At 38.2% G+C, this 19,815-nt stretch carries 17 protein-coding genes and 1 other annotated feature; of the genes, 13 read left to right on the plus strand and 4 right to left on the minus strand.

Annotated features, from left to right (window positions below; all coding sequences use genetic code 11):
* Positions 1 to 238: 238 nt before the first annotated feature.
* Entirely contained in the window at positions 239 to 1,909 is a 1,671-nt protein-coding gene (locus ABN212_RS09750) for a formate--tetrahydrofolate ligase (RefSeq protein ID WP_198626151.1), read from the plus strand.
* Positions 1,910 to 2,059: 150 nt separating this feature from the next.
* Here ABN212_RS09750 and ABN212_RS09755 read toward each other — a convergent pair whose 3' ends face one another.
* Positions 2,060 to 3,262: a serine hydrolase gene (locus tag ABN212_RS09755; RefSeq protein WP_109373487.1), complete on the minus strand. Its 1,203-nt coding sequence runs from the start codon at positions 3,260 to 3,262 to the stop codon at positions 2,060 to 2,062.
* 157 nt (positions 3,263 to 3,419) lie between these two features.
* Between ABN212_RS09755 and ABN212_RS09760 the strand changes: the two genes are divergently transcribed.
* Positions 3,420 to 4,040, plus strand: a complete 621-nt coding sequence (locus tag ABN212_RS09760; protein WP_198620478.1) for a glutathione S-transferase family protein — start codon at positions 3,420 to 3,422, stop codon at positions 4,038 to 4,040.
* 1 nt (position 4,041) lies between these two features.
* On the opposite strand, the gene ABN212_RS09765 is transcribed toward ABN212_RS09760, so the two are convergent.
* Complete coding sequence (locus tag ABN212_RS09765; RefSeq protein ID WP_109373485.1) at positions 4,042 to 4,863, minus strand: SDR family oxidoreductase; 822 nt, start codon at positions 4,861 to 4,863, stop codon at positions 4,042 to 4,044.
* A gap of 413 nt (positions 4,864 to 5,276) precedes the next feature.
* Positions 5,277 to 5,406 (plus strand) — a sequence feature (His leader region).
* 44 nt (positions 5,407 to 5,450) lie between these two features.
* On the opposite strand from ABN212_RS09765, the gene hisG reads away from it, so the two are divergent.
* From hisG to hisIE, 8 genes are read left to right on the plus strand one after another with little or no spacing between them, the layout of a single operon-like run.
* A complete protein-coding gene (hisG, locus tag ABN212_RS09770; RefSeq protein WP_109373484.1) occupies positions 5,451 to 6,350 on the plus strand; it encodes an ATP phosphoribosyltransferase in 900 nt (299 codons plus the stop codon).
* A 6-nt stretch (positions 6,351 to 6,356) separates the two neighbouring features.
* Positions 6,357 to 7,685, plus strand: a complete 1,329-nt coding sequence (gene hisD, locus ABN212_RS09775) for a histidinol dehydrogenase (RefSeq protein WP_349443166.1) — start codon at positions 6,357 to 6,359, stop codon at positions 7,683 to 7,685.
* Positions 7,675 to 8,757, plus strand: a complete 1,083-nt coding sequence (gene hisC, locus ABN212_RS09780) for a histidinol-phosphate transaminase (protein WP_198632263.1) — start codon at positions 7,675 to 7,677, stop codon at positions 8,755 to 8,757. Before hisD ends, hisC begins: the two co-directional genes overlap by 11 nt.
* 49 nt (positions 8,758 to 8,806) lie before the next feature.
* Positions 8,807 to 9,874, plus strand: a complete 1,068-nt coding sequence (hisB, locus tag ABN212_RS09785; protein ID WP_198620475.1) for a bifunctional histidinol-phosphatase/imidazoleglycerol-phosphate dehydratase HisB — start codon at positions 8,807 to 8,809, stop codon at positions 9,872 to 9,874.
* The gene (gene hisH / locus ABN212_RS09790) at positions 9,874 to 10,464 is read left to right on the plus strand and encodes an imidazole glycerol phosphate synthase subunit HisH (RefSeq protein WP_109373480.1); all 591 of its coding nucleotides are present in this window, start codon (positions 9,874 to 9,876) and stop codon (positions 10,462 to 10,464) included. Before hisB ends, hisH begins: the two co-directional genes overlap by 1 nt.
* A 6-nt stretch (positions 10,465 to 10,470) precedes the next feature.
* Positions 10,471 to 11,208, plus strand: a complete 738-nt coding sequence (gene hisA, locus ABN212_RS09795; protein WP_198620474.1) for a 1-(5-phosphoribosyl)-5-[(5-phosphoribosylamino)methylideneamino]imidazole-4-carboxamide isomerase — start codon at positions 10,471 to 10,473, stop codon at positions 11,206 to 11,208.
* On the plus strand, positions 11,190 to 11,963 hold the full coding sequence (gene hisF / locus ABN212_RS09800; protein WP_109373478.1) for an imidazole glycerol phosphate synthase subunit HisF: 774 nt from the start codon (positions 11,190 to 11,192) through the stop codon (positions 11,961 to 11,963). Before hisA ends, hisF begins: the two co-directional genes overlap by 19 nt.
* Complete coding sequence (gene hisIE, locus ABN212_RS09805) at positions 11,963 to 12,580, plus strand: bifunctional phosphoribosyl-AMP cyclohydrolase/phosphoribosyl-ATP diphosphatase HisIE (protein ID WP_198620473.1); 618 nt, start codon at positions 11,963 to 11,965, stop codon at positions 12,578 to 12,580. Before hisF ends, hisIE begins: the two co-directional genes overlap by 1 nt.
* Positions 12,581 to 12,690: 110 nt before the next feature.
* Here the strand turns inward: hisIE and yiaY are convergent, their stop codons facing one another.
* Positions 12,691 to 13,842, minus strand: coding sequence for an L-threonine dehydrogenase (gene yiaY / locus ABN212_RS09810; RefSeq protein ID WP_198620472.1), 1,152 nt, complete (start codon positions 13,840 to 13,842; stop codon positions 12,691 to 12,693).
* A 314-nt stretch (positions 13,843 to 14,156) separates the two neighbouring features.
* On the opposite strand from yiaY, the gene ABN212_RS09815 reads away from it, so the two are divergent.
* The 3 genes from ABN212_RS09815 to ABN212_RS09825 all read left to right on the plus strand — a co-directional run bounded on the left by ABN212_RS09815 (position 14,157) and on the right by ABN212_RS09825 (position 18,226).
* Positions 14,157 to 14,654, plus strand: coding sequence for a YbaK/prolyl-tRNA synthetase associated domain-containing protein (locus ABN212_RS09815; protein WP_100159528.1), 498 nt, complete (start codon positions 14,157 to 14,159; stop codon positions 14,652 to 14,654).
* Positions 14,655 to 15,086: 432 nt separating this feature from the next.
* Positions 15,087 to 16,436 carry a dicarboxylate/amino acid:cation symporter gene (locus tag ABN212_RS09820; protein ID WP_198629727.1) on the plus strand — a complete coding sequence of 450 codons (1,350 nt, stop codon included), beginning with the start codon at positions 15,087 to 15,089 and terminating at the stop codon, positions 16,434 to 16,436.
* A gap of 437 nt (positions 16,437 to 16,873) precedes the next feature.
* A complete protein-coding gene (locus ABN212_RS09825; protein ID WP_198620470.1) occupies positions 16,874 to 18,226 on the plus strand; it encodes a dicarboxylate/amino acid:cation symporter in 1,353 nt (450 codons plus the stop codon).
* Between the two features lie 114 nt (positions 18,227 to 18,340).
* Here the strand turns inward: ABN212_RS09825 and gndA are convergent, their stop codons facing one another.
* Complete coding sequence (gene gndA, locus ABN212_RS09830) at positions 18,341 to 19,747, minus strand: NADP-dependent phosphogluconate dehydrogenase (protein WP_023581264.1); 1,407 nt, start codon at positions 19,745 to 19,747, stop codon at positions 18,341 to 18,343.
* Between the last annotated feature and the right edge of the window lie 68 nt (positions 19,748 to 19,815).

Below are 19,815 nucleotides of genomic sequence, written 5' to 3' on the forward strand. Positions count from 1 at the left end.
CTTTTTTTAATATCCTCTTTTTTGTATGAGATTAAATTGTCATCCTTAGTTAAAATAGTTTTTTTGAAAAAAATAGGCGCTAACCTCAAAAATTATTTAAATGACGTGACGATAAACGCGTTATCTAAAGTAAATAACTACAAATTAATCAATCTATTGGCCATATTTAGATTATTGTCTAGAGTTGATAAATGAAGATCACTAGAGACATCATTAACGGGATAAAAAGAGAATTAAAATGAAATCAGATATTCAAATCTCCCAAGAAGCACACCTCTTACCTATTCAGGACATTGCTAAAAATTTAAATATTGATCAAGACGATATCGAGTTTTATGGCAAGTACAAAGCCAAATTTAGCCACAACATTTGGTCAAAAATTGCGACAAAAAAGCCCGGAAAGTTAGTTTTAGTGACAGCAATAAACCCAACACCGGCTGGTGAAGGTAAAACAACGGTGACTGTTGGATTAGGGCAAGCACTTAATCATATTGGGAAAAATGCCATTATTGCATTGCGTGAACCCTCTTTAGGCCCTTGTTTTGGCATTAAAGGTGGAGCAACTGGTGGTGGTTATTCACAAGTCGTTCCGATGGAAGATCTCAACCTTCATTTTACTGGCGATTTTCATGCTATTACCTCTGCCAATAACTTACTTGCAGCCATGCTTGATAATTCGATTTATCAAGGTAATCCTTTAAATATCGATCCTAAAAAAATCGTGTTTAAACGTTGTATGGATATGAACGATCGTGCTTTACGTAATATTGTTGTGGGATTAGGTGGCGAAAAAGACGGTATCACAAGAGAAGAGAACTTTGTTATTACTGTTGCTTCTGAAATTATGTCTATCCTATGTTTAGCTTTGGATATTGATGATTTAAAACAGCGACTTTCTCGCATCATTGTTGCTTATTCTTATAATGGTGATCCTGTTACAGCAAACGATCTACAAGCCGTCGGAGCAATGGCGAGTTTATTAAAAGATGCTATTAATCCTAATTTAGTACAAACACTCGAAAATACTCCTGCCATTATTCATGGAGGTCCTTTTGCTAATATTGCTCATGGATGTAATAGCGTAAGAGCGACAAAACTTGCTCTTCAACTTGCTGATATTACTGTGACAGAAGCTGGTTTTGGTGCTGACTTAGGTGCTGAAAAATTCTTTGATATAAAATGTCGGGTCAGTGGATTACGCCCTGATTGTGCCGTTATTGTTGTAACCACCAAAGCGCTAAAATATAACGGTGGCTTAGGTAAAGGCGAGTGGAATAATGAAGATTTAGCCGCCCTTGAAAAAGGCATTGTAAATCTTGAAAAACACATTGAAAACCTTAAAAAATATGGCTTACCCGTGATTGTCTCTCTTAATGCGTATGTCACTGATAGTATTGCAGAGCACCAGTTTATCGAACAATTTTGCCAAGATAGAGATTGTCGCTTCGCAATTACCAAAGTGTGGGAAAAAGGCGGCGAAGGTGGTATTGAATTGGCTAAGCAAGTGATTGATACGCTTGAAAATGAACAGAGCCAATTTCAATTAATTTATCCTGATGATGCTTCACTTAGTCAAAAAATCGAGATTGTTGCCAAAGAAGTTTATGGTGCAGGTGGTGTGACTTATAGCCAACATGCTCGTAAGATGTTAGAAAAGATAGAAAGTATGGGGTTTGCTCATTTCCCTGTTTGCATGGCAAAAACTCAATATTCACTCTCAGATGATCCCTCGTTATTAGGCCGACCGACTGACTTTACAATAAACGTTCGTGAAGTGTATGTTTCTGCTGGCGCAGGCTTTGTTGTCGCCTTAACAGGCTCTATCACAACGATGCCCGGATTACCGAAAACACCTGCTGCTATCGCTGTTAATGTTGATAATCAAGGCAAAATAGATGGGCTTATTTAAGTTCTAAAATAGGATATCTCTCTATTTTATTGAGTATAAAAAAATCCGTAATCGTTAAAAAATTACGGATTATTTATATAAAAATAACAGCTAGTCTTTCTTTTTGGGTGAAAAACTCAGTAACGCTTTGATAGATCCATTATTGGTGAATTAACCAAAAATAGCATTAAACCAACCAGATACTGTTTTAACAACAAAATCCCAAATACGACTAAAGAAACCGCCTTCCTCAACCGCTTCTTTTACAACTAATGGGCGTTGTTCAATCACTTCATCATTTAATAAAAAGTTAACTGTACCTACAACCTGATTTTGCGTTAACGGCGCTTCTAATACAGGATTAGTTAAAGTAAAAGAGGCTTTCAGATTTTTCAATTCACCTTTAGGAATGGTAATTGAAGCATCGTTAGCAACCCCTAATGCTACTTCACCTTTATCGCCATACCACACTTTTTGAGTTGTCAGTGGTGTATCTGCTTTTACAGGTGTTACCGTTTCAAAAAAGCGGAAACCCCAGCCTAATAATTTTTCACTTTCAGCAAAACGCACTTTATCTGATGGTGTTCCTAAAACAACAGCAATTAAGCGCATATCACCTTCAGTTGCCGAAGAAACAAGATTGTACCCTGCTCCATTAGTGTGACCCGTTTTCACACCATCGACATTCATATTTTTATTCCACAATAAACGGTTACGGTTTGGCTGACGAATATTGTTGAATGTAAATTCTTTTTCTTTATGAATTTCATACTCAGAAGGAACATCGCGGATCATGGCTGCTGTCAGTAATGCCATATCTTGTGCGGTTGTATATTGTCCATCAGAATCTAACCCATGAACGGTTTTAAAGTGTGTATTTTTTAAACCGAGATTCTTAGCATAAGAATTCATTAAATCAACAAAGGTTTCCTGACTACCCGCAACATGTTCTGCTAATGCAATACTGGCATCATTACCAGATTGAATAACCATACCGCGGTTTAAATCAATCACTTTGACCTGATCCCCCGGTTTCAAGAACATCAATGATGATCCCTTCAATACCGGATTTCCCGTTGCCCACGCATTACGCCCAACAATAACCATATCGTCAGGAGACATACGACCTTCTTTGATAGCTTGCCCAACAACGTAGCTACTCATAATTTTTGTCAGGCTGGCGGGATCTAAACGCTCATCAGGTTTCTCTGATGCCAGAATTTTTCCGCTGTTGTAATCCATTAATACATAAGATTTTGCCTCTATTTGAGGAGGTACCGGATTATTTACTGCAAATGAAGGACTAGAAATAATTAGCAGTAAACCCATTCCCGCGGTAACCTTACCCAGAACAGATGGAATATTTTTTTTCATTACCGATCACCCTTTTATATCAATTTGTTAAAGCTTTCCTACTATATGGCTTTCTGGAATAAGACGCCAACATTGATATATAGAGATTTATCTTATATTCATATTTAGCGCCCTATAGAGGGAAATTTTATTACTTATCGTGGTTTAGGAGACCTTTATGTTAAAAGTCTGGGGTAGAAAAAACTCATCTAACGTTAAAAAAGTTCTTTGGTGCTTAAAAGAATTAAATGTTCCTTATGAACAAATCGACGTTGGTGGCCCTTTTGGTGGACTCAATGAAGCAAATTATTTAGCGATGAATCCCAACGCTTCTATTCCAACCTTACAAGATGATGACTTTGCTTTATGGGAGTCTAATACCATTATTCGTTATTTATGTACAAAATATGAAAATAATACCCTCTATCCCATTGATCCGAAACAACGAGCAAATGTAGAAAAATGGATGGATTGGTCAAATGGCAGCCTATTTTCTCCCATTCAACAAATGATGATCATGATTGTTCGCACGCCTAAAGAGCAGCAAAATCCTGAGATTGTTAACGCGTTGAAAGAGAAACTGAATAAATTAATCAAAATAGCTGACGACCAACTTGCAAAAACAACTTATTTCGCAGGAGATGCATTCTCTCTTGCCGATATGGCGATCGCACCATTGGTCTACCCGTGGCTTGAAGTTTGCAAAGATAGACCTAACTTCCCTCACATTGAGCGCTGGTTTGCACAATTAAGTGAAAGACCTATTTTCCGTGATATCGTGTTATTGCCTGTAAATTAAGTTAATTCATTGGCATTTTGTCGGGATCTGGATAATGGTAATGAAATCCAAGATCTCGACAGATCTCCTGACCATCAATTTCTCGTATTAAAGGCTTCTCTTCTTCAACAAATTCTGGCGGAATAAGATCGAGTTGATTCGACACTCTTGAGTAAAATTCTTTCTTTTTAGGGTGAATTGGAGCACATAAATTATATAAATGACCACCTTCATTCTGCGCAAGAAGTTGTTCGACTGCAAAAATCACATCGTCTAAGTGGACTAAGTTAACGCATTGATGAGCGCCTTTTACCTGTTTTTTACCTGATAAAAAACGTCCTGCATGACGACCCGGCCCGACTAATCCTGCTAATCGAAGAATATCAACTGTAGTCAACGGTAAACGGTGTAGCCAGTTCTCAACTTCTGCTAACATTTTTGCTGATTGTGTTTCTGGTCGAATATCCATTTCTTCCGTGATATTACCTGTTTGATTGCCATATACAGAAGTAGAGCTAATGTAAATGACTCTCGTAACATGGCGAGACATTGCGCTATCCACCAGCGTCTGAATGGCTTCAACATAATCATAACCTCCACCAGCAGCACTGGGTGGTAACGTGATAATGAGAACGTCAGTTTCCATTAAGTAATCAAAATCATCTCTATCACATTCAATTGCGGGTGTTAAATTCACTAAACAGCAGTCAATGCCACTCATTCTTGCTGCTTCTACACCATCTTCAGTGGTTTTAGTCCCTTTAACTTGATAGCCTGCATCACGCAACGCAACGGCAAGTGGTAAACCTAACCAACCTAATCCTACGATGGTTATTCGTTTCATTTTGCTCCCCTACTTAAATGGCTTAGTCAAAGTATGCTATAAAATTTTAGTTTCGCCATTACTTATAAATACTACTTATATTTCGTGAACGTTTAGCATCTCCCTATATACTCGCCTACTTGTTCCATTAAGTAAATAAGAGAAATATTAAAATTACATTAAAAACAAAAGGTTACAAAATAATTAAATTATTATTAAAAAATAGGTTGCTTTCTGCTTTGTAAATCATGTAGGTTGAAAGGCAGACAAATTCTAAATGCAGGTTACTCAATATTGGTTACTCAATATTGGTTACTCAATATTGGTTACTAAATATTGGTTACTAAATACAGATTAACAGTAACGGGCATTATTAAATAACAAATAGTGTTATTAGCTAGGAAAATAATTATGTATAGCATTCAACTAAACCACCATCATCACCATCACCCTGACTAGTCTTTCAGGCGATGAGTGCTGGAAGACGTTTAAGAAACGCTTCCGGTGGTCTGAATGCAGATAACAACTAAAACCCCGGAAGGCAACTTCCGGGGTTTTTTTATAGCTAATTTTCATAACAAAAATATGGACAATGATAGGGTAATAATATGTTAGATAAAGCAAGATTAAGGATCGCAATGCAAAAATCAGGACGTTTAAGCGATGATTCTCGTGCTCTTTTAGCACGTTGTGGCATCAAAATTAACTTAAATCAACAGCGCCTGATTGCTTACGCTGAAAATATGCCAATCGATATTTTGCGTGTTAGAGATGACGATATTCCAGGATTGGTAATGGATGGCGTTGTTGATTTAGGGATCATTGGTGAAAACGTTTTAGAAGAAGAGCTATTAAAGCGTCGTTCACAAGGTGAAAACCCAAATTATCTGACACTACGTCGTCTTGATTTCGGTGGCTGTCGCTTATCTCTCGCAACCCCTGTTGATTTCGATTATCAAGGTGTGGAATGCTTAAATAATACTCGTATCGCGACCTCCTATCCAAATCTGCTCAAACGCTATTTAGACCAAAAAGGCATCAAGTTTAAATCCTGTTTATTAAATGGCTCTGTTGAAGTCGCCCCTCGTGCAGGTCTTGCTGACTCTATCTGCGACTTAGTTTCTACTGGTGCAACATTAGAAGCCAACGGTTTAAAAGAAGTCGAAGTGATTTATCGCTCAAAAGCCTGTTTGATCCAACGCGATGGTGACATGGAAACCGATAAACAAGCACTTATCGACCGCTTATTAACGCGTATTCAAGGCGTTATTCAAGCTCGAGAATCAAAATACATTATGTTACACGCACCAAGTGATTGTCTTGAAGATGTCATTGCATTACTTCCGGGAGCTGAAAGACCGACTATTTTACCTCTGGCAGGTGACCAAAATCGCGTTGCAATGCACATGGTAAGTAGCGAAACCCTATTCTGGGAAACAATGGAAAAACTTAAAGCATTAGGTGCAAGTTCAATTCTTGTTTTACCAATTGAAAAAATGATGGAATAAGGTGAAATGATGAAAACGGGTTTTAATACATTAACTTACTGGAATAAATGCACTAAAGAACAGCAACAAGTGCTATTAACTCGCCCTGCTATTTCTGCATCAGGTTCAATTACAGAACAAGTTGCTAGCATCATTTCACAGGTACGCAATGATGGAGATAAAGCGCTTAAAGCACTCAGCCAAAAATTCGATAAGGCAGCGCTGGAAAGTGTTTTGGTGTCAAAATCGCAAATTGATGCAGCCTCATCAAGACTTGATAGCAAAATAAAACAGGCAATAGCACAGGCGATGAATAATATTCGTCGCTTTCATGAGGCTCAAATTCCTAACACTATCAACGTGGAAACTCAGCCGGGTGTATTTTGCCAACAAGTAAGCAGACCCATTGATGCGGTAGGGCTTTATATTCCGGGAGGTTCGGCACCATTACTCTCAACAGTAATGATGTTAGGTATTCCCGCCCGTATTGCGGGTTGTCGCAAAGTTATTCTTTGCTCGCCGCCCCCTATTGCTGATGAAATTTTATATATTGCTCAACAAATTGGTATTGATGAAATTTTCCAAGTAGGTGGTGCACAGGCGATTGCAGCTATGGCATTTGGTACTGAATCTATTCCTAAGGTTGATAAAATTTTTGGCCCTGGTAATGCCTATGTCACTGAAGCCAAACGCCAAGCAAGTCAATCACTACAAGGTGCTGCAATCGATATGCCAGCAGGCCCTTCTGAAGTATTAGTGATTGCTGATGCGGATGCAAATCCTGCATTTATTGCCGCTGACTTACTTTCACAAGCTGAACACGGCCCTGATTCACAAGTTGTATTATTAACACCTGATGAAACACTCGCTAAAGCCGTTATTGCTGAAACAGAAACACAACTGGCGCTATTAAGCCGCGCTGAAATCGCTAAACAAGCACTTGCAGAAAGCCGCGTCATTATTACTCGTGATCTCGACCAGTGTATTGAAATTAGTAACAGCTATGGTCCAGAACACTTAATTATTCAAACTAATGATGCTGATAGTCGTGTTGATAGCATTACCAGCGCTGGATCTGTTTTTCTTGGTGCTTGGTCGCCTGAATCTGCGGGAGATTATGCTTCTGGTACTAATCACGTTCTACCGACTTATGGCTATACAGCAACCTACTCAAGCTTAGGCTTAGCTGATTTTATGAAACGTATGACAGTACAGAAACTCACAGCACAAGGTTTATCTGATTTAGCACAGACTATTGAAATATTAGCGCAAGCAGAACAACTCACCGCACACAAAAATGCTGTCACACTTCGCGTTAACGCTTTAGCTCAGGGGAAAAAGAGTGATGAAAACTGAATTTGATATCAATACACTTGCAAGAAAAAATGTACGAGAATTAACACCTTATCAATCTGCTCGACGCTTAGGCGGAAATGGTTCTGTGTGGTTAAATGCCAATGAATACCCTATCGCGCCTGACTTTACTTTTAATGAAAAAAACTTAAATCGTTACCCTGAATGCCAGCCTGTTAATGTGATCAATCGTTATGCTGCATACGTAGGTGTGAATGCGAATCAAGTCTTAGTTAGCCGTGGTGCAGATGAAGCGATTGAACTACTTATTCGCGCTTTTTGTGAGCCAGATAAAGATGCTGTACTTTATTGCCCTCCTACTTACGGTATGTATAGCGTTAGTGCTGAAACCTTTGGTATAGAGCAGCGTGTTGTCCCTACACTTGCTGATTGGAGCCCTGATATTAAAGCAATAGCGTCACAGCTTGATAATGTAAAACTTATCTACCTATGCAGCCCAAATAATCCAACTGGAAATATTGTTAATCCTTCTCTTATTCGGGATGTATTAGCGTTGGCGAAAGACAAAGCGATTGTTGCAGTCGATGAAGCTTATATTGAATTTTGCCCACAAGCGTCAATTGTTTCATGGCTTGAAGATTATCCGAATTTAGTTATTTTGCGAACCTTATCGAAAGCTTTTGCTTTAGCAGGGCTTCGTTGTGGCTTTACGCTTGCCAACCCGCCGGTCATTGAATTATTACTAAAGGTGATCGCACCGTACCCACTTTCAACACCTGTTGCCGATATTGCTGCGCAAGCATTAACAGAAGCAAGTATTGAGATAATGAAAAAGCGAGTGGCAGAAATTACACGTAACAGAAGCATTTTATCTGATAGGTTAAAAAAATTGCCTAATGTAGAACAGGTTTATAACAGTGAAACCAACTATATTTTAGTGAAATTCACTGATGCTAATCTGGTTTTCCGTACTTTATGGGAACAAGGGATTATTTTACGCGATCAACAGCGTCAATATGGGCTTAATGGCTGTTTGCGTATTTCTATCGGTACAGCAGAAGAATGTGATAGCGTGATTAATGCCATAAAAAATATTCAAACTGCAAACGTATAAAACATTAAAAACGATAACAACAAAAAATCGCAACTGAGGGATCTCAACCATGAGCCAAAAAATTCTTTTTATCGACCGTGATGGTACTTTAATCACGGAACCACCCACAGATTACCAAGTTGATAGACTCGATAAACTTGCCTTTGAAAACGGCGTGATCCCCGCACTGACTGCGCTACAAAAAGCAGGTTATAAACTCATTATGATCACAAATCAGGATGGGTTAGGCACAGAAAGTTTTCCTCAAGCAGATTTCGATCCTCCTCATAATTTAATGATGCAGATTTTTTCATCACAAGGGATCTCATTTGATGATGTTTTAATTTGTCCTCATAAACCTGAAGACAACTGCCCTTGTCGCAAACCAGAAACAGGACTTGTTACTCAGTATTTAGTTGATGGCGCACTAGATAAAGATAACAGTTATGTCATTGGTGATAGACAAACTGATATTCAGCTAGCTGAAAATATGGGTATCAAAGGCATGCTTTATAATGCCGATAAACTCAATTGGGCGGGCATTACAGAACAACTGACGAAAAAAGATCGCTACGCTCACGTTGAGCGAAAAACAAAAGAGACACAAATCGCCATTGATATCTGGCTAGATCGCGAAGGTGATAGTCAGATCAGCACTGGTGTTGGTTTCTTTGATCACATGCTTGATCAAATTGCCACACACGGCGGTTTTCGCATGAATATCAATGTAAAAGGTGATTTAGTTATTGATGATCACCACACAGTGGAAGATACCGGTCTTGCTTTGGGTGAAGCATTACGTGAAGCATTAGGTGATAAGCGAGGTATTGCTCGCTTTGGTTTTACATTACCAATGGATGAGTGCCTTGCAAGTTGTGCGTTAGATATTTCTGGTCGTCCACACCTTGAGTACAAAGCCGAATTTAAATATCAACGCGTCGGTGATTTAAGTACAGAGATGATTGAACACTTTTTCCGTTCCCTCTCTTACACCATGGGTTGCACGTTGCACCTGAAATCAAAAGGCAAAAACGATCACCACAAAGCTGAAAGCTTATTTAAAGTCTTTGGTCGTACATTGCGCCAAGCCATTCGTGTTGAAGGAAATACGTTACCAAGCTCAAAAGGTGTTCTGTGATGAAAGTGGTTATTCTTGATACGGGTTGTGCCAATTTAGCCTCTGTCGCTTACGCCGTTAAGCGACTCGGTTATGATCCAATTGTGTCCTATGAAAAAAACGTGGTGTTATCTGCGGATAAACTGTTTTTACCCGGAGTAGGAACGGCTAGAGCGGCAATGGAACAACTCAAAGCTCGTGAGTTAATTCCTTTAATTAAAGCCTTAACACAACCTGTTTTAGGGATTTGTTTAGGTATGCAAATATTGGCTTCACTAAGCGAAGAAGGTAAAGATATTCCTTTATTAGGTTTAGTTGATGGCACCATAGATAAGCTTGATACAGCGGGTTTACCATTACCCCATATGGGTTGGAACCAAGTATTAGCAAAACCAGGACATCCTCTTTTTCGTTCACTTGATGACAATGCTTGGTTCTATTTTGTTCATAGCTACGCTCTAGCGCTCAATGAATCGACGATTGCGGAAACTGAATACGGCTCTCGCTTTAGTAGCGCAATTCAAAAAGATAATTTTTATGGAGTGCAATTTCACCCAGAACGTTCAGGGAAAGCGGGTGCTCAACTTATCAAGAATTTTTTGGAGATGTAACCCGTTATGATTATTCCAGCATTAGATTTAATTGATGGGAAAGTGGTTCGTCTTCATCAGGGTGATTATGCAAAACAGCGTGATTATGATGATAATCCGCTGACACGCTACCAACAATATGAAAAAGATGGCGCAAAGCTACTTCACCTAGTGGATTTAACGGGTGCAAAAGATCCGTCTGCTCGCCAAATTCCACTGTTAAAAAAGCTTGTTGCTTGTGTCAATGTGCCTGTACAAGTGGGTGGAGGTATTCGCACTGAAGATGATGTGAAATCACTATTAGAAGCAGGTGCAAGCCGTGTTGTTATTGGCTCTACCGCAGTCAGTCAGCCTGAAATGGTGAAAACATGGTTTGAGCGCTATGGTGCAGATGCCATTGTATTAGCTCTCGATGTTCGCATTGATAAACAAGGCAAAAAGTGGGTAGCTGTCAGTGGGTGGCAAGAGAACTCTCCCTATACTCTTGAAGATATCATCAAGCTTTATCAAAGTGTGGGTTTAAAGCATGTGTTGTGTACCGACATTTCTCGTGATGGCACATTAGCAGGTTCTAACGTTGAACTGTATAAAGAAATTAGCCAGCGTTTCCCTGATATTTTATTCCAAGCTTCGGGCGGTATTGGTGATTTACAAGATATCGCAGATCTTCCAGCATCTGGTGTTGCCGGTATTATTGTTGGTAGAGCATTATTAGAAGGCAAATTTACATTAAAAGAGGCGATATCATGTTGGCAAAACGCATAATTCCTTGTCTTGATGTTCGTGATGGGCAAGTCGTTAAAGGTGTTCAATTTCGTAATCATGAAATCATTGGTGATATTGTCCCTCTTGCTGAACGCTATGCCAAAGAAGGCGCTGATGAACTGGTATTTTACGATATTACCGCCTCTTCTGATGGCCGTGTGGTTGATAAAAGCTGGGTGTCGCGCGTTGCTGAAGTGATTGATATTCCATTTTGTGTTGCTGGTGGTATTCGCTCTATTGAAGATGCTGGGAAAATTCTCTCTTTTGGTGCAGATAAAATATCAATTAATTCACCTGCACTTTCAGATCCCTCTCTTATTTCGCGTCTTGCTGAACGTTATGGTGTGCAATGTGTTGTTGTGGGTATTGACACTTGGTTTGATGAAAAAACAGGTGAATATTTAGTTTATCAATTCACAGGTGATGAAAAACGTACTCAGCAAACACACTGGAAAACCCTTGATTGGGTACGTGAAGTTCAGCGATTAGGTGCAGGTGAAATTGTTTTAAATATGATGAATCAAGATGGTGTCAGACAAGGTTATGACTTGAAACAATTAGCTCAAGTACGCCAAGTTGCAGATGTTCCTCTTATTGCCTCTGGCGGTGCGGGTGAAATGTCACACTTTCTTGATGCATTTAAATTAGCCAATGTTGATGGCGCTCTTGCAGCCTCTGTTTTTCATAAACAAATAATTAATATCAACGAATTAAAACAGTATCTTGCAAAGAATGACGTTAAGGTAAGAATATAATGAATAGTGAAACATTAGCGCAACTAGATTGGAAAAAAGTCGATAATCTCATGCCTGTGGTTATCCAAAATGCCATTTCAGGTGATGTATTAATGCTAGGTTACATGAACAAAGAAGCATTAAATGTCACTCTAGAAAGTGGGAATGTTACCTTCTATTCACGCACTAAACAGCGTTTATGGACAAAAGGTGAAACCTCAGGCAACTTTCTCAAATTAGTCAATATTTATCCTGACTGTGATAACGATACTTTACTTATTTTAGCCAATCCGATTGGCCCAACTTGCCATAATGGCACTGAGAGTTGCTTTGCGCCTGCACAAAGCCAGTGGGGATTCCTCTACGAGCTTGAAAATTTATTACGTGAACGTAAAAATGCCTCACCAGATAGCTCTTATACTGCCCGCCTTTATGCCAGTGGTACAAAACGAATAGCGCAAAAAGTGGGCGAAGAAGGTGTAGAAACAGCGCTGGCCGCAACTGTTAATGACAGAGAAGAGCTAAAAAATGAAGCCTCAGACTTGCTCTATCACTTAATGGTATTACTGCAAGACCAATCATTATCACTCACTGATGTTATCGGTTGCCTACAAGAACGCCATAAAAAAGCAGAGTAATTGATATCACCTTAATAAAGATGAAAAAAGCCGATACAAAATAAAGTATCGGCTTCATTTTTAAGAAAAATAAAAAGTAATAGCTTAATTAGCTTTTTATTTTCTAAGCATTACATTGCTTGGCGGAATAACTCGATAACATCACTTTCAGAACCCTGAACTGGGTTAGTGATTGCACAAGCGTCTTTCAGCGCATTTTCAGCTAATGTTTTGAAATCTTCTTCTTTCACGCCTAATTCTTTCAGACCAGCTGGAATACCAACATCTTTAGCCATTTTACGAATTTCTTCGATACACGCTTTCGCGCCTTGCTCATCGCTCATTGCAGAAACATCAACACCCATAGCTTGTGCGATATCTTTTAAACGACCTGCTGCTGCTTGAATGTTATAAGCTTGAACATGTGGTAATAAAACCGCATTACACACACCATGAGGTAAGTTATAGAAACCACCTAATTGGTGAGCCATAGCATGTACATAACCTAAAGAAGCGTTATTAAATGCCATACCTGCTAAGAATTGAGCATAAGCCATGTTTTCACGCGCTGTTGCATCACCACCATTATCAACAACTTTACGTAAAGATTCGCTGATCATAGCAACTGCTTTTAATGCACACGCATCAGTGATTGGATTTGCAGCAATTGAAACATACGCTTCAACAGCATGAGTTAATGCATCCATACCTGTTGCAGCGGTCAAACCTTTTGGCATACCAATCATTAACTCTGAATCATTTACAGATAAGATTGGTGTCACGTTTTTATCAACGATAGCCATTTTGATATGACGCGCAGTATCTGTGATGATACAAAAACGTGTCATTTCTGATGCTGTACCTGCTGTGGTATTAATTGAAATCAGTGGTAATTGCGGTTTAGCTGAACGGTCAACACCTTCATAATCTGCAATTTTTCCACCATTAGAAGCCACTAACGCGATACCTTTAGCACAATCATGTGGTGAACCACCACCTAAAGAAATCACACAGTCACATTGATGTTCTTTCAGCAGAGCTAAACCCGCTTCTACGTTTTCAACAGTAGGGTTCGGTGCAGTACCATCATAAGTAACGCTAGAAATACCAGCCTCTGTCAGTAACTTACTTACTTTATCAACAACACCTAGTTGATTTAAAATGCTATCAGTGACGATCAACGCTTTATGAAAACCGAAGTCTTTCATTGAATTTACAGCATCAGCAAGGCAACCAGCACCAATTTTATTTACAGAAGGGATATAGAATGTTGAAACTGCCATTATTGACTTCCTTTTTAGTAATTAAATCTACGTTTTAATATGTTCTATTCTTTTTGTTCTTAAATTGATCATCATCAAAATAATGAATAAATATCAATTTGTTTATCATTTTATTACAGGTAATTAAATAAAGAAGCCCAATTACCCTATTAATTCAATAGGATAATACTATTAACATATTATCATTTGTAACAAAATAATTTGAAAAGCTTATCAAAATAATCAAAACCAGCCGTGAACATCACAGCAGAATATTTTTTTTAAAGTCGTATAATGACATCAAAGAAATAACTTATTAAATTCAGGAGTCATTGATGTCTTTGACTATTTTTGAGCAACTTACTGCTTTATTAGATAAAAACCACGCTACTTACCGTGTTATGGAACACCCTACCGCAGGTCGTTCTGAAGAAGTTGCAAAAATCAGAGGAACACAATTAGGACAGGGAGCAAAAGGACTTGTTTGCCATATAAAAGGTAACGGCGTTAAACAACATGTTCTTGCAATATTACCCGCCGATAAACAGGCTGATCTGTCAAAACTCGCTCACCAAATTGGTGGAACAAGAGCATCGCTGGCAAGCCCTAAAGAAGTGGATGATCTTACTCAATGCGTATTTGGTGCAATTCCCCCTTTTAGTTTTCATCCTGCGTTGAAGCTTGTCGCTGACCCTTTGCTTTTTGAACGCTTTGATGAGCTAGCTTTTAATGCGGGCACATTAGAGCGTTCTATTATTCTGAATACGCAAGATTACAAACGCATTGCACAACCTGAATTAATCTCTTTTATTCGTGATGAAGAAAACGAATAATAAAAATAGCTAACTTATATTTAACAATTACCCTAGAGATAAATTTAGCCAAGGGTAATTGTTAGTATGATAACAATTCTTGCTGTATGTATATATTTACACACTTAAAAGTAATATTAGATAATCTAATCCAAAGCGCAAGTAGCACTTAACACCAAAAATAATCAAAAAGTCAGAATAACCCCCATAAATTCCACATTACCTTAGCTATAACACTATAAAATGTACCAAGCAGAAAATTTAAATTATTTTTTTCGATTCAGCACTCAATAATTAACTAAATAGATTTTATTTTATTGACCTGATTTAGTAGTACATTTAAGTTAGCATCAATAAAAATACAATAATGTAAAATTCTATTTACAACTCAGTTATTTTCTAACATACAAATAAATATATAAACAATGTACCAATAGGTGCAGGGAAATCTTCATGCAAACTTCAACTAAAAAACAACCGCTTTATAAAGTGCTTTATGTGCAAGTTATCGTTGCCATCTTACTTGGTATCTTGCTCGGGCATTTTTACCCTGATTTGGGTGAATCCTTTAAACCACTTGGTGATGGATTTATCAAAATTGTAAAAATGATCATCGCACCTGTTATCTTCTTAACAGTAGTAACGGGTATTGCAGGTATGAATAATATGAAAGCGGTAGGTACAGTTGCGGGTAAATCCATGGCTTACTTCCTGACTTTCTCTACGATTGCATTAATTATTGGGTTAATCGTTGCAAATGTTATTCGCCCAGGTGATGGTTTAAATATCTCTCCTGCTTCATTAGATGCGAGCAAAGTAGAAAGTTATGTCGCAAAAGCCCATGATTCTTCTATTGTTGGTTTCTTAATGAATATCATCCCTGATACTGTTGTCAGCCCATTAGTTAACGGCAATATTCTGCAAGTACTGTTTGTTTCTGTGGTCTTTGGTATCGCATTAGCCTCTATAGGGGCTCGTGGCGAGCCAGTTCTTAAGTTCTTACAAAACTTCTCAGAGCCAGTATTCAAAATGGTCGGTATGCTAATGAAATTAGCACCTATCGGCGCTTTTGGTGCCATGGCCTTTACCATCGGAAAGTACGGTATTTCATCAATCAGTAACTTAGTATTGCTTGTTCTGACTTTCTACATTACTTCATTATTGTTTGTTCTTGTCGTGTTAGGCGCTGTTGCAAAATATAATGGCTTCTCTATTCTCTCTTTAATTAAATATATTAAAGATGAACTTTGGTTAGTATTAGGTACTTCTTCTTCAGAAGCAGCTTTACCTAGCTTAATGCGTAAAATGGAAAATGTAGGCTGTAAAAAATCAGTCGTCGGCTTAGTTATTCCAACGGGTTACTCCTTTAACTTAGATGGTACTAACATCTATATGACCATGGCTGCTCTATTTATTGCACAAGCCACAGGTATTGAGCTTTCATTAACAGAACAAATCACTCTACTCTTAGTCGCAATGATAAGTTCAAAAGGTGCTGCGGGTGTTACTGGCGCTGGCTTTATTACTTTAGCGGCAACCTTATCCGTTGTACCTAGTGTTCCCGTTGCAGGTATGGCATTAATTCTAGGGATTGACCGCTTTATGTCAGAGTGTCGCGCATTGACCAATCTTGTTGGTAATGCTTGTGCCTGTATTGTTGTTGCTCGCTGGGAAAATGCCTTAGATAAAGAAAGAATGAATGATGTCTTTAGTGGTAGAGCATCAAGCGAATTTGTTGAAGATGCTCCATTAGCTCCTATTAACATTGAGTCTGATAACTCAATTAAGATCCCAGTAAAATAAAAATCATTTTCTACAATCCATAAAAGAGCGCTTATGCGCTCTTTTATTTTCAAAATAATTCAATAAAAACAAACCATTGCCTCACATTTCTTTTCTCACCACTTCCCTTTCATGTTGTTTTACATTTAAACTATTTTATTCACCAAAAAATAAAGCCAAATATACATATCATTAAATAAATACAATAAATTAAAACAAACCATAATTTCATTAACTTATTGATTTAAGAAAAATAAATTCCATAAATAGTAATAAATTGAAATTAAATCTAATTTTTTAGATGAAGAGCACAATATTTGATAAAATCAACTTTATTTTATTGACCTGATTTACTCATACCTTTAAGTTACCTGTCACAACAAAATAAATGTAAATAATAATTTACATCATAATTTCTTTTTTATTTAGTCAATATCTTTCAGTTACAGGGAAATTTTATGCAGATTTCATCCCGCAAGCTCCCCTTTTATCGTGTGTTATATGTCCAAGTGATTATCGCTATCATTCTAGGTATTTTGCTTGGTCATTTTTATCCTGATGTGGGTGAATCCTTCAAACCGCTAGGTGATGGTTTTATCAAAATCGTCAAAATGATTATTGCACCTGTGATTTTCTTAACCGTCGTCACCGGTATTGCTGGCATGAACAATATGAAAACAGTAGGAAAAGTAGCGGGTAAATCAATGATTTACTTCTTAACCTTTTCAACTATTGCGCTGGTTATTGGATTAATAACCGCTAATATTATTCGCCCTGGTGATGGCTTAAATATCTCTCCTGAATCATTAGATAGTAGTCGAGTAGAAATGTATGTCACACAAGCACACAGCTCTTCTCTTGTTAGTTTTCTAATGAATATCATCCCAGATACTATCGTTAGCCCATTAGTTAACGGCAATATCTTGCAAGTATTGTTTGTTTCTGTGATTTTTGGTCTAGCATTAGCATCAATAGGCTCACAGGGTGAACCTGTATTAAAATTCTTACAGCATCTTTGCGACCCCATCTTTAAGATGGTTGGTATGCTAATGAAGTTAGCACCTATTGGTGCCTTTGGTGCCATGGCTTTTACCATAGGTAAATATGGTATTTCTTCTATTGGCAATTTAATGTTGTTAGTGATTACTTTTTATCTTACTGCATTACTTTTTGTTCTCGTGGTATTAGGTGCTGTTGCCAAATATAACGGCTTCTCCATTCTCTCTTTAATTAAATACATTAAAGACGAGTTATGGTTAGTATTAGGTACCTCTTCATCTGAAGCTGCACTCCCCACATTAATGAGTAAAATGGAGCAACTGGGCTGTAAAAAATCTGTCGTGGGTTTAGTTATTCCTACAGGTTATTCCTTTAATTTAGATGGCACCAATATCTATATGACTATGGCAGCTTTATTTATCGCTCAAGCAACAGGCGTTGATTTGTCGTTAACAGAACAAATTACGTTACTGTTTGTTGCCATGATCAGCTCAAAAGGTGCAGCGGGTGTCACTGGCGCGGGCTTTATTACCTTAGCAGCAACGCTATCGGTTGTACCTAGTGTTCCAGTCGCAGGTATGGCGCTTATCTTAGGTATAGATCGCTTTATGTCAGAATGCCGTGCATTGACCAATATTGTCGGTAATGCTTGTGCTTGCATTGTTGTCGCTCGTTGGGAAAATGCATTAGACAAAGAGAGAATGAATGATATTTTTAGTGGCAAAATATCCAGAGAAGACTTTGCTAATGATAATTTAGTCTCTGATAATGTAAATGAAGAACCTCATTATGTGAAAGGCTCTGAGCAATAGATTGGAAAAATCTCGACCTTATTTAGGGTGGGTCACTTCTATAAAAAAGGTGCTCTATTTGAGCACCTTTTATTTGTTATATTTCGATTAAAATAACCGAATATTTAATCTTATTTATTCCATCCACTCGGTATGGAATACGCCATCTTTATCAGTACGTTTATAAGTATGCGCACCAAAGTAGTCACGTTGAGCTTGGATTAAGTTTGCTGGTAACACTTCTGCACGATAGCTATCGTAGTAAGAAATAGCCGCAGAGAATGTTGGAGTAGGAATACCTGCTTGTACACCATAACAAACAACATCACGCAGAGCTTGTTGGTAATCGTCAGCGATTTGTTTAAAGTATGGTGCTAACAGCAGATTTGCAATACTTGCATCTTCGTTATAGGCATCTGTAATTTTTTGCAGGAATTGAGCACGGATGATACAACCCGCACGGAAAATCTTCGCTATTTCACCGTAGTTTAAATCCCAGTTATATTCGTCTGATGCTGCTTTCAGTTGCTGGAAGCCTTGAGCATAAGAGACAATTTTACCTAAATACAGTGCACGGCGAACATTTTCAATAAAGGCTTTTTTATCACCTGAGAATGCTTTAGGTGTTGGGCCTGATAATACTTTAGATGCAGCAACGCGTTGATCTTTTAATGAAGAGATATAACGAGCAAACACAGACTCAGTGATAAGAGTAACTGGCACACCTAAGTCTAAAGAACTTTGGCTAGTCCATTTACCTGTACCTTTATTTGCCGCTTCATCAAGAATAACATCTACAAGATATTTACCTTCGTCATCTTTTTTACGGAAGATATCAGCTGTAATTTCAATTAGATAGCTGCTTAATTCACCTTTATTCCACTCGGTGAAGGTTTCTGCTAATTCTTCATTAGTTAGGCCTAGTGAGTGTTTTAATACTGAATACGCCTCTGCAATCAGCTGCATATCGCCATATTCGATACCGTTATGAACCATTTTCACATAGTGACCCGCACCATCAGCACCGATATAAGTTACACAAGGTTCACCTTCAGCAACAGCCGCAATTTTTTCAAGGATAGGAGCAACTAATTCGTAAGCTTCTTTTTGTCCGCCAGGCATGATTGAAGGGCCTTTTAATGCACCTTCTTCACCACCAGAAACACCTGTACCGATGAAGTTAAAGCCTTGCGCTGATAATTCACGGTTACGACGAATAGTATCTTTAAAGAAAGTATTTCCGCCATCGATAAGGATATCGCCTTTATCTAAATGCGGTGTCAATGCAGCAATTGTTTTATCCGTTGCTTCACCCGCTTTTACCATTAATAAAATACGGCGCGGTTTTTCTAACGAATCAACAAACTCTTCAATAGAATAATTCGGAACCAGTTTTTTACCTGGATTTTCAGCGATAACTTCGTTGGTTTTATCGCTTGAGCGGTTGTAAATAGATACAGAATAACCACGGCTTTCAATATTTAGCGCAAGGTTACGTCCCATAACTGCCATACCAACCACGCCGATTTGCTGTTTGGACATGAAAATAACTCCCGTCTGAAAATAAACCTGCCAGTATCAATGTACTGACAATTTGTTAACCTGATCAC

The sequence above is a fragment of the Proteus genomosp. 6 genome, from assembly GCF_040139785.1.
Taxonomy (GTDB): Bacteria; Pseudomonadota; Gammaproteobacteria; order Enterobacterales; family Enterobacteriaceae; genus Proteus.

Coding starts and splice junctions, on each gene's coding strand:
- ABN212_RS09750 (WP_198626151.1), top strand. CDS start 239: ATGAAATCAGATATTCAAATCTCCCAAGAAGCACACCTCTTACCTATT.
- ABN212_RS09755 (WP_109373487.1), bottom strand. CDS start 3,262: ATGAAAAAAAATATTCCATCTGTTCTGGGTAAGGTTACCGCGGGAATG.
- ABN212_RS09760 (WP_198620478.1), top strand. CDS start 3,420: ATGTTAAAAGTCTGGGGTAGAAAAAACTCATCTAACGTTAAAAAAGTT.
- ABN212_RS09765 (WP_109373485.1), bottom strand. CDS start 4,863: ATGAAACGAATAACCATCGTAGGATTAGGTTGGTTAGGTTTACCACTT.
- hisG (WP_109373484.1), top strand. CDS start 5,451: ATGTTAGATAAAGCAAGATTAAGGATCGCAATGCAAAAATCAGGACGT.
- hisD (WP_349443166.1), top strand. CDS start 6,357: ATGATGAAAACGGGTTTTAATACATTAACTTACTGGAATAAATGCACT.
- hisC (WP_198632263.1), top strand. CDS start 7,675: ATGAAAACTGAATTTGATATCAATACACTTGCAAGAAAAAATGTACGA.
- hisB (WP_198620475.1), top strand. CDS start 8,807: ATGAGCCAAAAAATTCTTTTTATCGACCGTGATGGTACTTTAATCACG.
- hisH (WP_109373480.1), top strand. CDS start 9,874: ATGAAAGTGGTTATTCTTGATACGGGTTGTGCCAATTTAGCCTCTGTC.
- hisA (WP_198620474.1), top strand. CDS start 10,471: ATGATTATTCCAGCATTAGATTTAATTGATGGGAAAGTGGTTCGTCTT.
- hisF (WP_109373478.1), top strand. CDS start 11,190: ATGTTGGCAAAACGCATAATTCCTTGTCTTGATGTTCGTGATGGGCAA.
- hisIE (WP_198620473.1), top strand. CDS start 11,963: ATGAATAGTGAAACATTAGCGCAACTAGATTGGAAAAAAGTCGATAAT.
- yiaY (WP_198620472.1), bottom strand. CDS start 13,842: ATGGCAGTTTCAACATTCTATATCCCTTCTGTAAATAAAATTGGTGCT.
- ABN212_RS09815 (WP_100159528.1), top strand. CDS start 14,157: ATGTCTTTGACTATTTTTGAGCAACTTACTGCTTTATTAGATAAAAAC.
- ABN212_RS09820 (WP_198629727.1), top strand. CDS start 15,087: ATGCAAACTTCAACTAAAAAACAACCGCTTTATAAAGTGCTTTATGTG.
- ABN212_RS09825 (WP_198620470.1), top strand. CDS start 16,874: ATGCAGATTTCATCCCGCAAGCTCCCCTTTTATCGTGTGTTATATGTC.
- gndA (WP_023581264.1), bottom strand. CDS start 19,747: ATGTCCAAACAGCAAATCGGCGTGGTTGGTATGGCAGTTATGGGACGT.